This is a genomic window from Streptomyces sp. JLBG701 (assembly GCF_058544905.1).
Window position 1 is genome coordinate 9,413,931 of sequence record NZ_CM178588.1, and the last position, 16,838, is coordinate 9,430,768.

At 68.4% G+C, this 16,838-nt stretch carries 14 protein-coding genes and 2 pseudogenes; 8 read left to right on the plus strand and 8 right to left on the minus strand.

All coding sequences use genetic code 11. From position 1 onward, the window contains the following. Positions 1–11: 11 nt before the first annotated feature. From AC5DRG_RS43095 to AC5DRG_RS43105, 3 genes and pseudogenes are all read right to left on the minus strand, one after another. Entirely contained in the window at positions 12–665 is a 654-nt protein-coding gene (locus AC5DRG_RS43095; RefSeq protein WP_491805305.1) for a formate dehydrogenase accessory sulfurtransferase FdhD, read from the minus strand. Between the two features lie 7 nt (positions 666–672). Further along, positions 673–1,116 (minus strand): annotated as a pseudogene (locus AC5DRG_RS43100) (molybdopterin dinucleotide binding domain-containing protein); the annotation flags it as partial. A gap of 392 nt (positions 1,117–1,508) precedes the next feature. Further along, on the minus strand, positions 1,509–2,480 hold the full coding sequence (locus AC5DRG_RS43105; RefSeq protein WP_491805306.1) for a 2-dehydropantoate 2-reductase: 972 nt from the start codon (positions 2,478–2,480) through the stop codon (positions 1,509–1,511). Positions 2,481–2,753: 273 nt separating this feature from the next. On the opposite strand from AC5DRG_RS43105, the gene AC5DRG_RS43110 reads away from it, so the two are divergent. Further along, on the plus strand, positions 2,754–3,440 hold the full coding sequence (locus tag AC5DRG_RS43110; RefSeq protein ID WP_491805307.1) for a GntR family transcriptional regulator: 687 nt from the start codon (positions 2,754–2,756) through the stop codon (positions 3,438–3,440). A 189-nt stretch (positions 3,441–3,629) separates the two neighbouring features. On the opposite strand, the gene AC5DRG_RS43115 is transcribed toward AC5DRG_RS43110, so the two are convergent. The 3 genes from AC5DRG_RS43115 to frc (AC5DRG_RS43125) form a co-directional block, all read right to left on the minus strand. Continuing rightward, positions 3,630–5,045 (minus strand): OFA family MFS transporter, encoded by a 1,416-nt coding sequence (locus AC5DRG_RS43115; RefSeq protein ID WP_491805308.1) that lies wholly within the window; start codon positions 5,043–5,045, stop codon positions 3,630–3,632. A 1-nt stretch (position 5,046) separates the two neighbouring features. Beyond that, the gene (locus AC5DRG_RS43120; RefSeq protein ID WP_491805309.1) at positions 5,047–6,438 is read right to left on the minus strand and encodes an OFA family MFS transporter; all 1,392 of its coding nucleotides are present in this window, start codon (positions 6,436–6,438) and stop codon (positions 5,047–5,049) included. Between the two features lie 128 nt (positions 6,439–6,566). After that, positions 6,567–7,799, minus strand: coding sequence for a formyl-CoA transferase (gene frc, locus AC5DRG_RS43125; protein WP_491805310.1), 1,233 nt, complete (start codon positions 7,797–7,799; stop codon positions 6,567–6,569). 183 nt (positions 7,800–7,982) lie between these two features. Between frc (AC5DRG_RS43125) and sucC the strand changes: the two genes are divergently transcribed. The 6 genes and pseudogenes from sucC (at position 7,983) to AC5DRG_RS43155 (ending at position 14,193) form a co-directional block, all read left to right on the plus strand. Next, positions 7,983–9,113, plus strand: a complete 1,131-nt coding sequence (gene sucC, locus AC5DRG_RS43130) for an ADP-forming succinate--CoA ligase subunit beta (RefSeq protein ID WP_491805311.1) — start codon at positions 7,983–7,985, stop codon at positions 9,111–9,113. An 11-nt stretch (positions 9,114–9,124) separates the two neighbouring features. Next, complete coding sequence (sucD, locus tag AC5DRG_RS43135) at positions 9,125–10,024, plus strand: succinate--CoA ligase subunit alpha (RefSeq protein ID WP_491805312.1); 900 nt, start codon at positions 9,125–9,127, stop codon at positions 10,022–10,024. 275 nt (positions 10,025–10,299) lie between these two features. Continuing rightward, positions 10,300–11,856 carry an aldehyde dehydrogenase family protein gene (locus tag AC5DRG_RS43140; RefSeq protein WP_491805313.1) on the plus strand — a complete coding sequence of 519 codons (1,557 nt, stop codon included), beginning with the start codon at positions 10,300–10,302 and terminating at the stop codon, positions 11,854–11,856. Between the two features lie 99 nt (positions 11,857–11,955). Then, positions 11,956–13,185 (plus strand): formyl-CoA transferase, encoded by a 1,230-nt coding sequence (gene frc / locus AC5DRG_RS43145; protein ID WP_491805314.1) that lies wholly within the window; start codon positions 11,956–11,958, stop codon positions 13,183–13,185. A 177-nt stretch (positions 13,186–13,362) separates the two neighbouring features. Continuing rightward, positions 13,363–13,596 (plus strand): annotated as a pseudogene (locus tag AC5DRG_RS43150) (hypothetical protein); the annotation flags it as partial. Between the two features lie 45 nt (positions 13,597–13,641). After that, complete coding sequence (locus AC5DRG_RS43155) at positions 13,642–14,193, plus strand: beta-class carbonic anhydrase (RefSeq protein ID WP_491805315.1); 552 nt, start codon at positions 13,642–13,644, stop codon at positions 14,191–14,193. A gap of 42 nt (positions 14,194–14,235) precedes the next feature. Here AC5DRG_RS43155 and AC5DRG_RS43160 read toward each other — a convergent pair whose 3' ends face one another. After that, a complete protein-coding gene (locus tag AC5DRG_RS43160) occupies positions 14,236–14,928 on the minus strand; it encodes a GntR family transcriptional regulator (protein WP_491805316.1) in 693 nt (230 codons plus the stop codon). 222 nt (positions 14,929–15,150) lie between these two features. Here AC5DRG_RS43160 and AC5DRG_RS43165 point away from each other — a divergent pair, with 222 nt between their 5' ends. Then, entirely contained in the window at positions 15,151–15,996 is an 846-nt protein-coding gene (locus tag AC5DRG_RS43165; RefSeq protein ID WP_491805317.1) for an acyl-CoA dehydrogenase family protein, read from the plus strand. Positions 15,997–16,014: 18 nt separating this feature from the next. On the opposite strand, the gene AC5DRG_RS43170 is transcribed toward AC5DRG_RS43165, so the two are convergent. Next, on the minus strand, positions 16,015–16,704 hold the full coding sequence (locus tag AC5DRG_RS43170) for a GntR family transcriptional regulator (RefSeq protein ID WP_491805318.1): 690 nt from the start codon (positions 16,702–16,704) through the stop codon (positions 16,015–16,017). Between the last annotated feature and the right edge of the window lie 134 nt (positions 16,705–16,838).

Consider the following 16,838-nt stretch of genomic DNA (forward strand, 5'->3'; position numbering starts at 1 on the left):
GGGGGGCCGAGTCAGCCCTGTGTGGCTGTGGCCTGCAGGGCGATGCGGTCTTGTCCCGCGTACACGTTCATGGAGGTGCCTCGTAGGAAGCCGATGAGGGTTAGTCCGGTCTCGGTGGCGAGGTCGACCGCCTCCCCGTGTTCGGTGAAGAGGGCGGCGGCGTGGAGGCCTCCGGTCCGGTCGAAGACCCGTTGTGCTGCGCGTAGCCGGTCGGGGAGGTCGGCGAGCAGGTCGGGTTCGATGTGGACCGGGGGAGTGTCGGAGATGGGCCAGTGGGTGGTGGTGCGGACGGCGTCGAGGCTTGCTTTGCCGCACAGGCCGCAGGAGGAGGTGGTGTAGACGTTGCGTTCGAGGGTGATGTCGGGGATCACGATCCCGGGCGTCGTTTTCACGTCGACGATGTTGTAGGTGTTGGAGCCGTCGGCGGTGGCGCCCGCGCAGTACACGATGTTCTGCAGGTCCTGCTGCTGGGCGAGCACACCCTCGCTGACCAGGAACCCGGCGGCGAGTGCGAAGTCGTCGCCGGGTGTGCGCATGGTGATGGCGAGTGGTTTGCCGTTGAGGCGGATTTCCAGGGGTTCCTCGGCGACGAGTGTGTCGGGCCGGGTGGAGATGGCCCCGTCCCGGATGCGGAGCACCTTGCGTCGTTCCGTCACTCGTCCCATGGCCGCCTCAGATCCGTGTCGCCGTGACCGGCAGCTTCTCGATGCGGATCGCCGACGCCTTGAACTCCGCCGCCCCCGCGATCGGACAACTCGCCCTGGCCATCACCTGGTTGATGGTCCCTTCTTCCGGTTCTTCCGGCTCTTCCGGAAGGCGCATGGCCATGAACGCCAGGCCCGGCCGCAGTGCCGGGTCCACCCATACCGGCGCCGTCAGCGATTCGCGCCGGGTGGAGACCAGTACCTCCTCGCCGACCACCACGTTGTAGTGCTCGGCGTCCTCCGGGCTCAGCTCGATGCACTCGCCACGCCGCAGCGGCGACGCGGAACCTCCCCTCCGCACACTGCCGTTGGACGAGTCGAGGCGGCGCCCGGTGGTGAGCCGGACCGGATAGCGCTCGTCCGTCAGGTCGACGGGCGGGTCCTGCCGGACGAGTCGGAAGGGCGTGCGCTGAGGCCCCGAGCCCTGCTGACCGGCGTGGCCGGTCAGCAGGGACAGGTTGATCAGGGCGTGGACGTGGTCGGTGTTGCTGCCGCTGTCGTACTCCGTGACGTCCGGCAGCCGGAGCAGGCCTGCGCGTTGGTCGCGGGCCCAGCCATGTGCCAACTCCCTTATCGCGGCGGCGGGTACGCCCGCCACCTTCTCCGTGAGGGACAAGGTCCAGGGTTCGACGAGATGCCGGTACTCCTCGAATCCGCTCGTCGCCCGCTCGACGAAGGCACGGTCCGTGAGCCCCGCGTGGATGATCTCCCGGCCGATCGCGTGGGCCAACGGGACGTCGGTACCGGAGTTGGGTCGCAGCCGCCCCTCCGTCCCTTTTGCGCGGGCGTGCGGGAGGAGTCCGCTCATGCGGCGGTCCGCAGCGAGAGCAGGTCCGAGATGGCGTGCACGGTGCGCAGGGTGGGCACCTCCACGCCGGTGATCTCCGCCAACTCCACTACGGCGGCCAGGAGTACGTCGAGTTCCAGTGGCTTGCCGCGCTCCAGGTCCTGGAGCGTGGAGGTGCGGTGGTCGCCGACGCGTTCCGCGCCCGCGAGCCGGCGTTCGATGGAGACGCCGACCTTGCAGCCCAGCGCCTCGGCGACGGAGAGAGTCTCGGCCATCATGGTTTCGATGACCTTGCGGGTGCCGCCGTGCAGACACATCTGTCGCATGGTGGCGCGGGACAGCGCGCTGATCGGGTTGAAGGAGATGTTGCCGAGCAGCTTGAGCCAGATGTCGTTGCGCAGGTCGGGTTCGACCGGGCACTTCAGCCCGCCGGCCTGCATGGCCTCGCTGAAGGCCAGACAGCGGGCCGAGCTGCCGCGGTCCGGTTCACCGATGGAGAACCGGGTGCCCTCCAAGTGCCGTACGACTCCGGGGCCTTCGAGTTCGGTGGCCGCGTAGACGACGCATCCGATGGCCCGTTCGGGCGCGAGCACCGCACTGACCGCGCCGTCCGGGTCCACACTCTCGATGCGGTGGCCGTCGTAGAGGCCGCCGTGTTGGTGGAAGTACCACCAGGGGATGCCGTTCTGGGCGGCGATCACCGCCGTGGTGTCGTGCAGCAGAGGCTCGATGAGCGGCCCGCACGCCGCGTACGAGTTTGCCTTGAGGCCGAGGAAGACATAGTCGACCGGGCCGATCTCGGCCGGGTCGTCGGTGGCGTGGGCACGGGCGACGAAATTGCCGCGTGGGCTGAGGACCCGTACTCCGTCCTGCCTCATGGCCGCGAGATGCGGTCCACGGGCGACGAGGTGCACGTCGGCGCCGGCGCGGTGGAGTGCGGCGCCGACATAGGCGCCGATCGCTCCGGCGCCGAGGACTGCGACTTTCACTGGGTGGCGCTCCGTTCGGTCGAGGGATACCGAGGAACTGCCGAACTGTGTCGACGAAATATTGTCTACAGGATGGAGTCGACGGCGACAAGGGTTGTGACGCCACTTGGGCGGTCGGCCCTCTGGCTCCGCCGCCCGTGAGCTGCTGGTACGGCTCCGGGAGACGCGGCGACCTAGGTGTCTACGGGCGTTTGTGCGCCGTAGACTGTAGGCGAAAGCCAATTGATGATTGGCTTCGTGCCGCAGCATCACCGCTGCCCAGGAGGGACCGCGATGTTGTCGACGACAGGACTGCCGCAGGGTGCGGTGCCCAAGCTCGAACGCCCCGGCCCCTTGCGTGACCGCGTCTACGAGGCGCTGCTCGAACTCATCACCACCCGCGCCCTTCAGCCCGGGCAGCACCTGGTCGAGAGTGAACTCGCCGGGCACCTCGGCGTGTCCCGGCAGCCTGTGCGGGAGGCGTTGCAGCGTCTCAGCACCGAGGGCTGGGTCGATCTGCGGCCGGCCCAGGGCGCGTTCGTGCACGAGCCCACCGAGGACGAGGCCGATCAACTCCTCACCGTTCGTACGCTGTTGGAGGCCGAAGCGGCACGGCTCGCCGCCGCCAAGGCGGGCAGCGAGGCCATCACCGCGCTGGAGGAGTTGTGCGCACAGGGCGAGCGCGCGGTCGCCGACGACGACGTGGACGGCGCGGTCGCGATGAACGCCCGGCTGCACGCGAAGGTCATGGAGCTCGCGGGCAACACCGTCCTCGCCGAACTGGCCGCGCAGGTCGACCGGCGGGTGCGCTGGTACTACACCCCGGTCGCCCGGCAGCGTGGGCACCAGTCCTGGACCGAGCACCGTGAGCTGATCGCGGCGATCGCGGACCGCGACGAGCAGCGTGCCACGGAGATCATGCGCGCCCACACGGAACACACGCGGAAGATGTACCACGAGCGCGAACGCTCCGCGGGGTAGGCGGGTTGGCACAGGTTCGTCGCTCACTGCGGGTCGGTGGGGGCTGGTCGCGCAGTTCCCCGCGCCCCTTACGGGGCGCTGTACCGAAGGGGAATTCATCAGTCCCGCTCAGTCAGTGGAACCGGTGGCCCTCCCCGGCGACGAATGTCGCCGGGGAGGGCCACCGGACTGTTGTCCGAGCCTCCTTGCTCAGGTTGCCGCCTGCGGCTGCGGTATCGAACTCGCGGCCCCGGTCCGCCCCGGCTGCCGTAGCAGCAGGGTGATCGCCGCCGCGACGATCGAGGTGGCGCCGGCCAGCGCGTACGCACCGTCGTAGCCCCACGCGGCGACCACCATGGAGCCGAGGCCGCCGCCGAACAGGCCGCTGATCAGCTTGCCGCTGTACACCAGCCCGTAGTTGGAGGCGTTGTAGTTCTCCCCGAAGTAGTCCGGGGTGAGCGCCGCGAACAGCGGATAGAACGCGCCGCCGCCGAAGCCGGACAGGAAGGCGAAGAACAGGAACAGCGATTCGCTCTTGACGTCACCGGCCCAGATCACGCCGAACTGGGCGAGCCCCAGGACGACGATGACGAACACCAGGGTGGACTTGCGGCCCCACTTGTCGGACAGCCAGCCCACGACCCCGCGGCCGATGCCGTTGATGACCGCCATGACACCCATCGAGGAGGCCGCCACCAGCGGGCCGAAGCCCACCTCCTTGGCGAAGTCGACCTGGAAGGAGATCCCGAAGATGGACACGCCCGCCGTCATGACGAGGGCTATCCACATCAGGGGAAGCATGCCGGTCCTGATGGCCTCCTTGGGCGTGTACTGCTTCACCGCGGGAGGGTTCTTGGCGAGGCTTTGAGCCCCCTTCGCGGAGCCGCCGTAGGTCAGCGGGTCGATGTCCGCGGGCCACCAGTTCTTCGGCGGATCCTTGAAGAAGAACGCGCACCCGAAGACCACGATCACGATGTAACAGCCGATGAGGTCCAGGACGCGGTGGTAGTTCGCGGTGTCGAAGCCGTAGTTGAAGATGAAGATGAAGGGCAGTGATCCGTACGCGAAGCCGCCGTTGACGAATCCGGTCTTGGCTCCCCGGCGTTCGGGAAACCACTTGCCGACCATGTTGATACAGGTCGCGTAGACGAGGCCGGCGCCGATCCCCCCGATGACGCCGAATCCCAGGATCGCCAGCCAGACGTTGCCCAGGTGCGACAGGGCGAGGAACCCGACCAGGCACATGGCCGAGCCGATGTACATCGCACTGCGCGCGGTGAGCACGCCCTTCTCCCGCAGCCAGCCCGCCGGGAAGGCGATGCCGGCCTGGAAGAAGACCCAGACGCTGAGGATCCAGAAGGTGTTGCTCTGCGTCCAGCCGTGGGCGTGGGACAGGGTGTCCTCCGCCGAGCCGTACGCGTACTCGAAGACGCTGATGGTCATCATGGCGATCCACGGCAGATACACCATGAGTTTGCGTGAGTGGCCGAGGATGTCACGGTCGGTCTCGCCGATGCGGTAGAGGCGGCCGTGGGCGTCGGTCACTTCGCGGTAGGGACGGTGTGCGGCGTTGCTCTGTTCGGACGTGCCGGTGCTGCTTTGCGTTGCGTACGGATCTGCCGTCATGTCAGGCCATTTCCTCGCCGAGGGGGTGCTGGTTGGGGACGGCTAGGCGACTGGGCTTTGGCCTGTCGGGCGCCTTCAGGAACAGCGCCAGGACCGCGGAGGCCAGGCCGATGGAGCCGGCCAGGACGAACGCGCCCTCGTAGTCCCACGCGCCGACCACGATCGAGCCGACTCCGGAGCCCACGAGGCCCGAGATGAGCTTCGAGCTGTAGACCATGCCGTAGTTGGAGGCGTTGTTGTTCTCGCCGAAGTAGTCCGCCGTCATGGCGGCGAACAGGGGGAAGATCGCCCCGCCGCCGAAGCCGGAGACCATGGAGCAGAAGAGGAAGAACGGCATGCTGCCCATCTGGCCGGAGATCAGCACACCGAACTGGGCGGTGCCCAGCACCAGACACACGATGATCAGCGTGTTGCGCCGGCCGAACTTGTCGGAGATCCAGCCGATCACGCCGCGTCCCGTGCCGTTGACGATCGCCTTCAGGGACATCGCCGTGGCCACGATCCCGCCCGCGAAGCCCATGTCCTTGCCGAACGGCACCTGGAAGGCGATGCCGAAGATGTTGATCCCGGCCGTGCACAGCAGGCAGAACCACATCATCCACAGGACAGGTTTGCGTGCGGCCTCCTTTGGCGTGTACTGCTTCACGGCCGGCGGGTTCTTCTCCAGCGCGCGGCGGATCTTCGGGTCGTCGGTCGCCTTGAGCGGGTCGACGTGCGGGGGCCACCAGTTCTTCGGCGGGTCCTTGAAGAACCATCCCGCGAACGCCACGACCGAGCAGCAGATGAGGCCGACCATCACCAGGACGGTCTTGTAGTTGCTCAGGTCCATGTACGAGGTGAACAGGAACACGAAGGGCACCGAGCCATAGGCGAAACCGCCGTTGACCATGCCGGTCTTGCCGCCCTTGCGCTCCGGATACCACTTGCCGACCATGTTCACGCAGGTCGCGTAGACGAGGCCGGCGCCGATGCCGCTGCACACGCCGAAACCGAGGTAGGCGACCATCACGTTCGGCGCGAACGCGAGGGACAGATAACCCAGGACCGTGCCCAGCGCGCCGAGCATCATCGCGTACCGCGCGGGAAGCCTTCCGCTCTCCCGCAGTTGCCCGGCGGGGAAGGCCACGGCCGCCTGGAAGAACACCCAGACGCCCATCAGCCAGAAGATGTGCCCACTGCTCCACAGATGCGCCTCGTGCAGTGTGTCCTCGGCCGAGGTGAACGCGTACTCCGAGGAGCTGATGCCCAGCATGCCCATCCAGGGGAAGAGCACCATGGTCCAGCGCGGCCGCCCCATGATGTCCCGGTCGGTCTCACCGAGCCGGTACATGCGGCCGTTGCGGTCCGTCACCTCCCTGTAGGTGGCGGACTTCGAGTAGTCGAGAGTTGTCATCTTCTTCAAGCACTCCTTGCGTCGAAAGATTTGGCCAGCGCCCCCTGTCCAATGCCTTTCGTGCGCGCACAGCTCCCGGGCCCGGTCGACGCGCACCGTCGGCCGATCCCCTGTTGAGTCACCTCACGTCAGATCACCCCGCTCGACTTGAGCAGGCGCAGCTCTTCGTCGCCGAGGCCGAGTTCGCCGATGTAGATCTCCTCGTTGTGTTCGCCGAGCAATGGCGAGCTGGTTATGTCCACGGGGGAGTCGGAGAGTTTGAGTGGGTTGCCGACGGTGATGAATTCGCCGCGTTCGGGGTGGTCGACCTCGACGACCATCTGGTTGGCGATCAGTGATTGGTCTTCGATGATTTCTTTGGTGGAGAGGATGGGTCCGCAGGGGATGTTGTGGGTGTTGAGTTGTTCCAGGACCTGCCATTTGGGCAGGGTGGAGGTCCATTCCTCGATGAGCTGGAACATTTTGGGGAGTTTGGGCAGGCGGGCCTGCGGGGTGTTCCATTCCGGGTCGTCGGCGAGTTCGGGCCGGCCGATGAGGTGGGTGATCGGCTGCCAGCCGGTGGGCTGGACGATGACGTAGACGTAGTCGTTGGGTCCGCCGGGCGCGCAGCGGACGGCCCAGCCGGGCTGGCCGCCGCCGGAGGCGTTGCCGGAGCGGGGGACCTCGTCGCCGAAGTCCTCGTTGGGGTATTCGGGCAGGGGGCCGTGGGCCAGGCGTTGCTGGTCGCGGAGTTTGACCCGGCAGAGGTTGAGGACGGCGTGCTGCATGGCGACGTTGACGCGCTGGCCGCGCCCGGTGCTCTCGCGCTGGAAGAGGGCGGCGAGGATGCCGGCGACGGCGTGGATGCCGGTGCCGGAGTCGCCGATCTGCGCGCCGGTCGCCATCGGCGGCCCCTCCTCAAGGCCGGTGGTGGCCATCGAGCCGCCCATCGCCTGCGCGACCACCTCGTAGGCCTTGAAGTTCGTGTACGGGCCCTCGCCGAAGCCCTTGATCGAGGCGTACACGATCCGCGGGTTGATCTCCCTGATCCGCTCCCACGTGAACCCCATCCGGTCCACCGCACCCGGCCCGAAGTTCTCCACCATCACATCCGAGCGGGCGATCAGCTCGGTCAGGATCTGTTTGCCCCGCTCCGACTTCGTGTTCAGGGTGATGCTGCGCTTGTTGCAGTTGAGCATCGTGAAATACAGCGAGTCCACGTCCGGAAGATCCCGCAGCTGCCGGCGGGTGATGTCCCCGCCCGGTGCCTCCACCTTCACCACGTCCGCCCCCAGCCATCCCAGCAGCTGCGTCGCCGACGGCCCCGACTGCACATGCGTCATGTCCAGCACACGAACACCCTCAAGCGCCTTCGTCGTCACAGGTCACCTCACTTGTCCGTAGCCTTGAGCGTCCTGGTGGCGCCGGGCTTGAGCTCCGTTCGGCACATTGCATACAGTCGACGAATACTGTATGAAGATTGTTATCCCGCATCCCGTGGGTGATGTCCAGGGGTCGCGCAGCACTTTTAAGGCGTGCGGCACTTTCGAGACGGGAGCCGAATCGTGGACCTGTACGAGCACCAGGCCCGGGGGCTCTTCGCGGAACACGGCATCTTGGTGCCGAAGGCGGAGGTCACCGCAGCACCCAAGGAAGCGCGTGAGATCGCCCGCAGGCTCGGGGGCCGCGTCGTCGTCAAGGCGCAGGTCAAGACCGGGGGCCGGGGTAAGGCCGGGGGCGTGAAGCTTGCCGCCGATCCGGCCGCGGCCGAACTCACGGCACGTCAGATCCTCGGTATGGACATCAAGGGGCACGCGGTCGGCAAGATCATGCTGGCCCAACCCGTCGACATCGAGGCGGAGTTCTACGTCGCCTACGCCCTCGACCGCGCGGCCGGCCGTTTCCTGGCGATCGCCTCGGCGGAGGGCGGCATGGACATCGAGGAGGTCGCCGCCGGTCGGCCGGAGGCCGTCGCCCGTATCCACATCGACCCGGCCGAGGGGGTCACCTCGGCGAAGGCGGGCGAGATCGCCGACGCCGCCGGGCTCCCGCCACAGACCGTCGACGCGCTCGTACGGCTGTGGGAAGTGCTGGTCCGCGAGGACGCCGTCCTCGTCGAGGTGAACCCGCTCGTCCGCACCACGCAGGGGCAGATCCTCGCCCTCGACGGCAAGGTCACCCTCGACGACAACGCCCGCTTCCGGCAGGACCGTTGGGGTGCCGAGGAGGCTGCGCACGATCACCCGCTGGAGGAGGCGGCCGCCGCGAAGGGCCTCAACTATGTGAAGCTCGACGGCGAGGTCGGGATCATCGGCAACGGCGCCGGCCTGGTCATGTCGACCCTCGACGTGGTCGCCGGCTGCGGTGCCCGACCCGCCAACTTCCTCGACATCGGCGGCGGGGCATCGGCGCAGATCATGGCCGACGGGCTGTCCGCCATCCTCTCCGACCCGGCCGTGAAGTCGGTGTTCGTCAACGTCTTCGGCGGGATCACCGCCTGCGACGCGGTCGCCGACGGCATCGTCCAGGCCCTGGACGCCGTCCAGTTGAACAAGCCGCTCGTCGTGCGCCTCGACGGCAACAACGCGGTCCGTGGCCGCGCCATCCTCGACGAACGAGCCCACCCCCTGCTCCAACAGGCCACCACCATGGACGGCGCCGCCCGCCGTGCCGCCCAACTCGCCAACACCAGCTGAAGGAGCGGGACATGGCCATCTTCCTCACCCAGGAGTCCAAGGTCTTCGTCCAGGGCATGACCGGCGGCGAGGGCATGAAGCACACCCGGCGGATGCTCGCGGCCGGCACGAATGTCGTGGGCGGCGTCAACCCGCGCAAGGCCGGTCGCACCGTCGACTTCGGCGAGCGGGCCGTACCCGTCTTCGGGTCGGTGCGTGAGGGACTGGAGACGACCGGAGCCGATGTGAGCGTGGTCTTCGTGCCACCGGCGTTCGCCAAGGCGGCCGTTGTGGAAGCCGCGGACGCCGGCATCGAACTCGTCGTCGTCATCACCGAGGGCATCCCGGTCCACGACTCCGTCGCCTTCACCGCGCACGCGGCGAAGAAGGGCACGCGCGTCATCGGCCCCAACTGCCCGGGCCTGATCACGCCCGGCCGGTCGAACGCGGGCATCATCCCCGCCGACATCGCGAAACCGGGCCGCATCGGCCTGGTGTCCAAGTCCGGGACGCTCACCTACCAACTCATGTACGAACTCCGCGACACAGGCTTCTCGACCTGCGTGGGCATCGGCGGCGACCCCGTCGTCGGCACCACCCACATCGACTGTCTGGCAGCCTTCCAGGACGACCCCGACACCGACCTGATCGTTCTCATCGGGGAGATCGGCGGCGACGCCGAGGAACGGGCGGCCGCGTTCATCCGCGACCACATCAGCAAGCCCGTCGTCGGCTACATCGCCGGATTCACCGCACCCGAGGGCAAGACCATGGGGCATGCGGGAGCCATCGTCTCCGGTTCGTCCGGCACCGCCGAGGCGAAGAAGAAGGCCCTGGAGGCGGCCGGAGTAAGCGTGGGCGGCACCCCGACCGAAACAGCTCGGCTGGTGCTGGCCCATCTGGAAAGTGAACGCGACGTCAGTCATCGTTGACGTGGAGTGACCGTCGAAGTCGGTCGGCCTCGCCGCATTCACCTCAACACGCGACCATGGGTCGTGACACATGCGACCACCTGTTGCGCCACACGCGACCACCGGTCGTGACATCACACGACCATCGGTTGTGACACCACGCGACCGCTGGTCGTGACACCAAGCGACCCCTGGTCGTGACATTGCGCGACCACTGGTCGCGCGGGCTCGCATCCTGCGTTTGGGCAGATGCAGCCCCCCGCCCCCGACTGTGCACCGAGAGCGGAGACACCCGAATGGCAACCACCCTCAACCCCACGCATCTCGTCGTGAAGTCCGGTACGTCCTGGACCGACGCCTGGCAGCGGTGCCTCGCCGTCGCCCCCGAGGCGTTCCGCGACGACCGAGTCCTCAACCTCTGGAACGCCGCCTGGCAGGCGGACGGCCGGGCCCTGCCCGCCACCAGCCCCGTCGACGGCAGCCCGATCGCCGGCCCGCCGCGTCTGGACCGGGCCACCGCCCAGCATGCCGTACGCGCCTCGCTCGACCAGCACCGCGCCTGGCGCCACATCCCCCTCGACGAGCGCCGCGCCCGCGTCGCGGCCACCCTCGACGCCCTCACCCAGCACCGCGAACTCCTCGCCCTCCTTCTGGTCTGGGAGATCGGCAAGCCATGGCGGCTCGCCCAGGCGGACGTCGACCGGGCCATCGACGGTGTGCGCTGGTACGTCGACGGCATCGAGCCGATGGTCGCAGGGCGGGCTCCGCTGGACGGCCCGGTGTCCAACATCGCGAGCTGGAACTACCCGATGAGCGTGCTCGTTCACGCAATGCTGGTCCAAGCACTGGCGGGCAACGCGGTCATCGCCAAGACCCCGACCGACGGCGGCGTCGCCTGTCTGACCCTGGCCTGCGCACTCGCCGCCCGCGAGGGGATTCCCGTCACCCTGGTCAGCGGCAGCGGGGGAGAACTGTCGGAGGCGCTGGTCAAGGCGCCCGAGATCGGCTGCGTCTCCTTCGTCGGCGGCCGCGACACCGGCGCCGCGGTGGCCACGGCCGTCGCCGACCTCGGCAAGCGACACGTCCTCGAACAGGAGGGACTCAACACCTGGGGCATCTGGAACCACTCGGACTGGGACGCCCTTACGGCGGTCATCCCCAAGCTCTTCGACTACGGCAAACAGCGCTGCACCGCCTACCCGCGCTTCGTGGTCCAGCGTGAGCTGTTCGACGAGTTCCTCGCCGCCTACCTGCCGGCGGTCCGCACCCTGCGCGTCGGTCACCCCCTCGCCGTCGAACACCCCGACGACCCGTACCCGGCGCTCGACTTCGGGCCGGTCATCAACGCGGCGAAGGCCAAGGAACTGCACGACCAGGTCGCCGAGGCCATCAGCCGCGGCGCCGTCCCGCTGCACCGCGGCAGCCTGAGCGAGGCCCGCTTCCTGCCCGGCCAGGACACTTCGGCGTACGTCCAACCGGTCACGCTCCTGAACCCGCCCCCCTCCTCCCCGCTGCACCACGCGGAACCCTTCGGCCCGGTCGACACCATCGTCCTGGTCGACACCGAGGCGGAGCTGCTGGCCGCGATGAACGCGTCCAACGGCGCCCTCGTGGCCACGCTGTCCACGGACGACGAGGCGACCTTCGCCCGGCTGGCCCCGCAGATCCGCGCGTTCAAGGTGGGCCACGGCAAGCCGCGCTCCCGGGGCGACCGTGACGAACTGTTCGGCGGGTTCGGTGCGTCCTGGCGCGGCGCGTTCGTCGGCGGCGAACTGCTGGTGCGCGCGGTCACCCAGGGCCCGGCGGGGGAACGGCTGCCCGGGAACTTCCCGGAGTACCAGTTGATGCCGTGAGGTGAACTCGGGCGGCGCCTGTGCAAGGGCGCCGCCCGAGTGCGGGGTCGACAACAAACAGAGACAGTATTCAATATGCAATACGGGAGGGTGGCGAGCATGACGAAGGCGCTTGAGGGTGTTCGTGTGCTGGACATGACGCATGTGCAGTCGGGGCCGTCGGCGACGCAGCTGCTGGGATGGCTGGGGGCGGACGTGGTGAAGGTGGAGGCACCGGGCGGGGACATCACCCGCCGGCAGCTGCGGGATCTTCCGGACGTGGACTCGCTGTATTTCACGATGCTCAACTGCAACAAGCGCAGCATCACCCTGAACACGAAGTCGGAGCGGGGCAAACAGATCCTGACCGAGCTGATCGCCCGCTCGGATGTGATGGTGGAGAACTTCGGGCCGGGTGCGGTGGACCGGATGGGGTTCACGTGGGAGCGGATCAGGGAGATCAACCCGCGGATCGTGTACGCCTCGATCAAGGGCTTCGGCGAGGGCCCGTACACGAACTTCAAGGCCTACGAGGTGGTCGCGCAGGCGATGGGCGGCTCGATGGCCACCACCGGCCTTGAGGAGGGGCCGCCGATGGCGACCGGCGCGCAGATCGGCGACTCCGGCACCGGCATCCACGCCGTCGCCGGCATCCTCGCCGCCCTCTTCCAGCGCGAGAGCACCGGGCGCGGCCAGCGCGTCAACGTCGCCATGCAGCACGCCGTCCTCAACCTCTGCCGGGTCAAACTCCGCGACCAGCAACGCCTGGCCCACGGCCCCCTGCCCGAATACCCCAACGAGGACTTCGGCGACGAGGTCCCCCGCTCCGGCAACGCCTCCGGCGGCGGCCAGCCCGGCTGGGCCGTCCGCTGCGCGCCCGGCGGACCCAACGACTACGTCTACGTCATCGTCCAGCCCACCGGCTGGCAGCCGATCACCCACCTCATCGGCCGGCCCGAACTCGCCGACGACCCGGAATGGAACACCCCGCAGGCCCGCCTGCCCAAACTCCCCAAAATGTTCCAGCTCATCGAGGAATGGACCTCCACCCTGCCCAAATGGCAGGTCCTGGAACAACTCAACACCCACAACATCCCCTGCGGACCCATCCTCTCCACCAAAGAAATCATCGAAGACCAATCACTGATCGCCAACCAGATGGTCGTCGAGGTCGACCACCCCGAGCGGGGCGAGTTCGTGACCGTCGGCAACCCACTCAAACTCTCCGACTCACCCGCCACCATCACCACCGCACCCCTCCTCGGCCAACACAACGAAGAGATCCTTCTCGGTGAACTCGGCATCCCCCAGGACGAGTTGCCGCTGCTCAAGGCCCAGGGCGTGATCTGACCCGTTTGATAGGCGCCGTTTATCACCTGGAAGTTGTTCTGTCTTTGACTACCGCTCGGAAGAGCGCCTGGAGGTCACCCCGCCCAAGACCAAGGGCTTCGACTGCCCCGGCTGCGCCTGGCCGGAACCCGCTCCAGGAGAGCGGGCGAAGAACGAGTACTGCGAGAACGGCGCCAAGCACATCGCAGCGAGGTGGACCTGGTGAGCGTGTGGCGTGACGGAGTCGAACGACGGGCAGAGAGGTTCCGGGTGGTCGCCTATCCCACCACCCCCGGTTCCGCCGCGGCCTATTACCCCGAGACCAACGTCCTCGTCCCGTTGGACAGCGTGGCCGACATCAGCAACACCCCTACGTCGAAAGGCGTCGTGGTCCGTCTGGAAGCGATCCGTTCGGAAGCGACGCACACCTAACCCCTGGCACGTGTCTCGAACCCGACCGGAGTGAGGTAGCCCAGCATGTCGACACCAGCACCCCGTTTCGTCCAGCCCACCCGCAGTGCACGCGGCGCCGGGACGGTCACCGACCGGCTCGTGGAAGCCAACCGCGCCTATGCCGCCGGGTTCGTCGACCCGGGTATGGGTGCCCGCCCGGTCCTGCGCGTGGCCGTCGTGGCCTGCATGGATGCCCGTCTCGACCTGCATGCCGCGCTCGGCCTGGAGTTGGGCGACTGCCATACCGTCCGCAACGCGGGTGGGGTCGTCACGGACGACACGATCCGTTCTCTGACGATCAGCCAGCGGGCGCTCGGTACCCGCAGCGTCATACTCATCCACCACACCGGCTGCGGTCTGCAGACCCTGACCGAGGACTTCCGGCACGAGCTGGAGATGGAGGTCGGCCAGCGCCCCGCCTGGGCGGTGGAGGCCTTCCGGGACGTCGAACAGGACGTACGCCAGTCCATGCAGCGCGTGCGCACCTCGCCGTTTCTGCCGCACACCGATGACGTCCGCGGCTTCGTCTTCGACGTGACCACCGGGCTGCTGGGGGAGATCGATCCGCGGTCCTGAGTTACGAATGACGAGGTACGGCCCCCTGGCCCCGCCCGCGCGTCAGACGCTCTGGACGGTCACCGCGGCGATCTGCCGGCAGTAGAAGTCGGTGGTGTGCCGTGTGTGCCGGCGCATGAGCTCCTCCGCGCGGTCGGGGTCGCCGTCGGCGATGGCCTCGATGATCCGGGCGTGCTCGCTCCAGGCGTCCTGGCCGCGCGGTTTGGCGATCGGCATGTAGTACCAGCGCACGCGCCGGTCGACCTGGGGGATGAGTTCGGCGAGGACCGCGTTGCGGGAGAGTCGGGTGATGTGGGTGTGGAGGGCGGCGTTGGCCTCCACGATGGCCCGGGCGTCGCCGGCCGCCAGGGCGACGAGGCCGGTCTGCTGGAGTTCCCAGAGTCGGGCCACGTCAATGGGCGTGGCGTGCAGGGCGGCACCGCGCGCGGAGTGGGTTTCGAGGAGGCCCCGGACGCTGAGGAGTTGGGCGCATTCCTCCGTGGTGGGGGAGTGGACGAAGGCACCCTGGGAGGGGCGCAGGTCGACCCAGCCGGCGGTGTGGAGCCGTTGCAGCGCCTCGCGTATCGGCTGGCGGCTGACACCGAGCTGCTCGGCGAGTTCGGCCTCCACGAGGTGCTGGCCGGGTTTGAGCGAGCCGTTGATGATCAGTTCGGTCAGGGCGCCGTAGACGGCCTGGCGCAGTGGGGCGGGCCGGCTGATCGGGCCGCGGGCTGCCACGGTGGGTGTGTCGGGCATGGGCCTCTCTCCGTCGTTCGAGCGCTGACGCCAAACGATCGTCGCCAATCATCGGCTACGAAATACTGAGTTTAGTATGCAATAGACACCGACTCGCGCCCCTCGCCGAGAACTTCGCGGAATTGCCCGGTTCCAACTCTGGCGCCGGATGCTGGATGCAGAATACTGTATGCAGTCATCGCCTGGCAGTGGACCAGAAGCCGTTCCCGAGGGGGTCACCCCGTGTCGTACCGCACCGCTCTCTCAGAAGTTCTGACCAGCGTCATCGAACCCGCCGCCCAAGTGACCGGCATCAAGGGCAGGTTCCCCCGCGGCGCCGTGACGGCCCTCGGCCGTGCCGGGCTGCTGGGGCTCACGGTCTCCACCCAACTCGGCGGCGGAGGACGGGGGTTGCCGGAGGCCGCCGAGGTGGTCGCCCGAACGGCGCGTGCCTGCCCCGCGACCGCGGCCGTGCTCCGGTCCCACTACACGGCGGTCGCCGTCATCGAGTCGTACGGCAGCCCCTGGATGCGCGGCGAGATCGCCGCCGGACGTCACCTCAGCAGCCTCGCTCTTGCTGAGGCGGAGACGGGCGTGGAGGTGGGTGCGGAGGCCGTGGCGGCGCGGGGCGGCGCCGATCGGCAGGGCGCCGAGACCCAACTCCTCGTGCCGCGCTCAGCCGCCGCCCGCTCCGGTGACGTGGCCGCACTGCGTGGCCGTAAGCATCAGGTGGTCGCTGCGGGAGAGGCCGACAGTTACGTCTGGTCCTCCCGGCCGCTCGCCGCACCCGACGGCCTGAGTCTGTGGGTGGTTCCGGCGCACGCCCCGGACCTGTTCGTCCCGGCCCGGCCCGGCGGTGTGGGGCCGGGCGGCAGTGCGACGTCCACGGTGTTCGCCGACCCGGTGCTGGTTCCCGCCGACGCGATGCTCGGCGGGGACGGCGAGGGGCTCGACATCGTGCTGCGCACGGTCCTGCCGTGGCTGCTCGAACTGCGGGCCGCCGCCGGTGCCGAAGTCCTCAGGGCTCCGGCCGTCGACGTCTCCCTCGGAGCCGCTCGCCGCCCCGCCGGCTCCGTCGCGGCGTCCTGAATCGTGCCCGGGGAGGTTTCAGTCCTCGCTCGCCCTGGCGGCGATCTGCCTGCGGTAGAAGTCGGTCGTGCGCTCGGTGTGCTTGCGCATGATCTCGCCGGCCCGGTCCGCGTCGCCCTTGGCGATGGCCTTGATGAGCTGCGTGTGCTCGTTCCAGGCCTCCTTGCCACGGGGTTTGGCGATGGGGGTGTAGTACCAGCGCACCTTCTGGCCGACCTGGGCCATCAACTCGGCCAGTACGGCGTTGTCGGCCACGGAGGTGATGTAGTCGTGCAGGGCGGTGTTGGCCGCGACCAGGCGTTCGACGTCACCCTCGGCGAGCGCGGCGATACCTTCCAGCTGGAGTTCGTCGAGACGCGTGATGTCCTCGGGCTTGGCGTTCTGGGCGGCGAGTTGGGCCGAGTAGGTCTCCAGTACCGCGCGGACGCCGAGGAGTTGGGCGGCCTCTTCCTCGGTGGGGGAGTGGACGAAGGCTCCCTGGGCGGGGCGCAGGTCGACCCAGCCGGAGGTCTGCAGTCGCTGGAGGGCCTCGCGGACCGGTTGGCGGCTGACGCCGAGGTGTTCGGCGAGTTCGGCCTCGACCAGGTGCTGGCCGGGCTTGAGCGAACCGTTGATGATCAGTTCCGTCAGGGCGTCGTACACGGCCTGACGCAGGGGTGCCGGGCGGGTGACGCGCCGGGACGCTGCGGCCGTGAGTGCCTCGCGCATGGTTGTCCCGTTCTGCCGCTGGGCCCGCGGGGCGGCGGCTTTGCCAAGTGGTGGCCGCCGAGAGGGTTGCCGACGGCAGCGTCAGCATACAGGTTTTGGTATGCAAGATGGCGTGTGCTGTCCACCGTGAACCC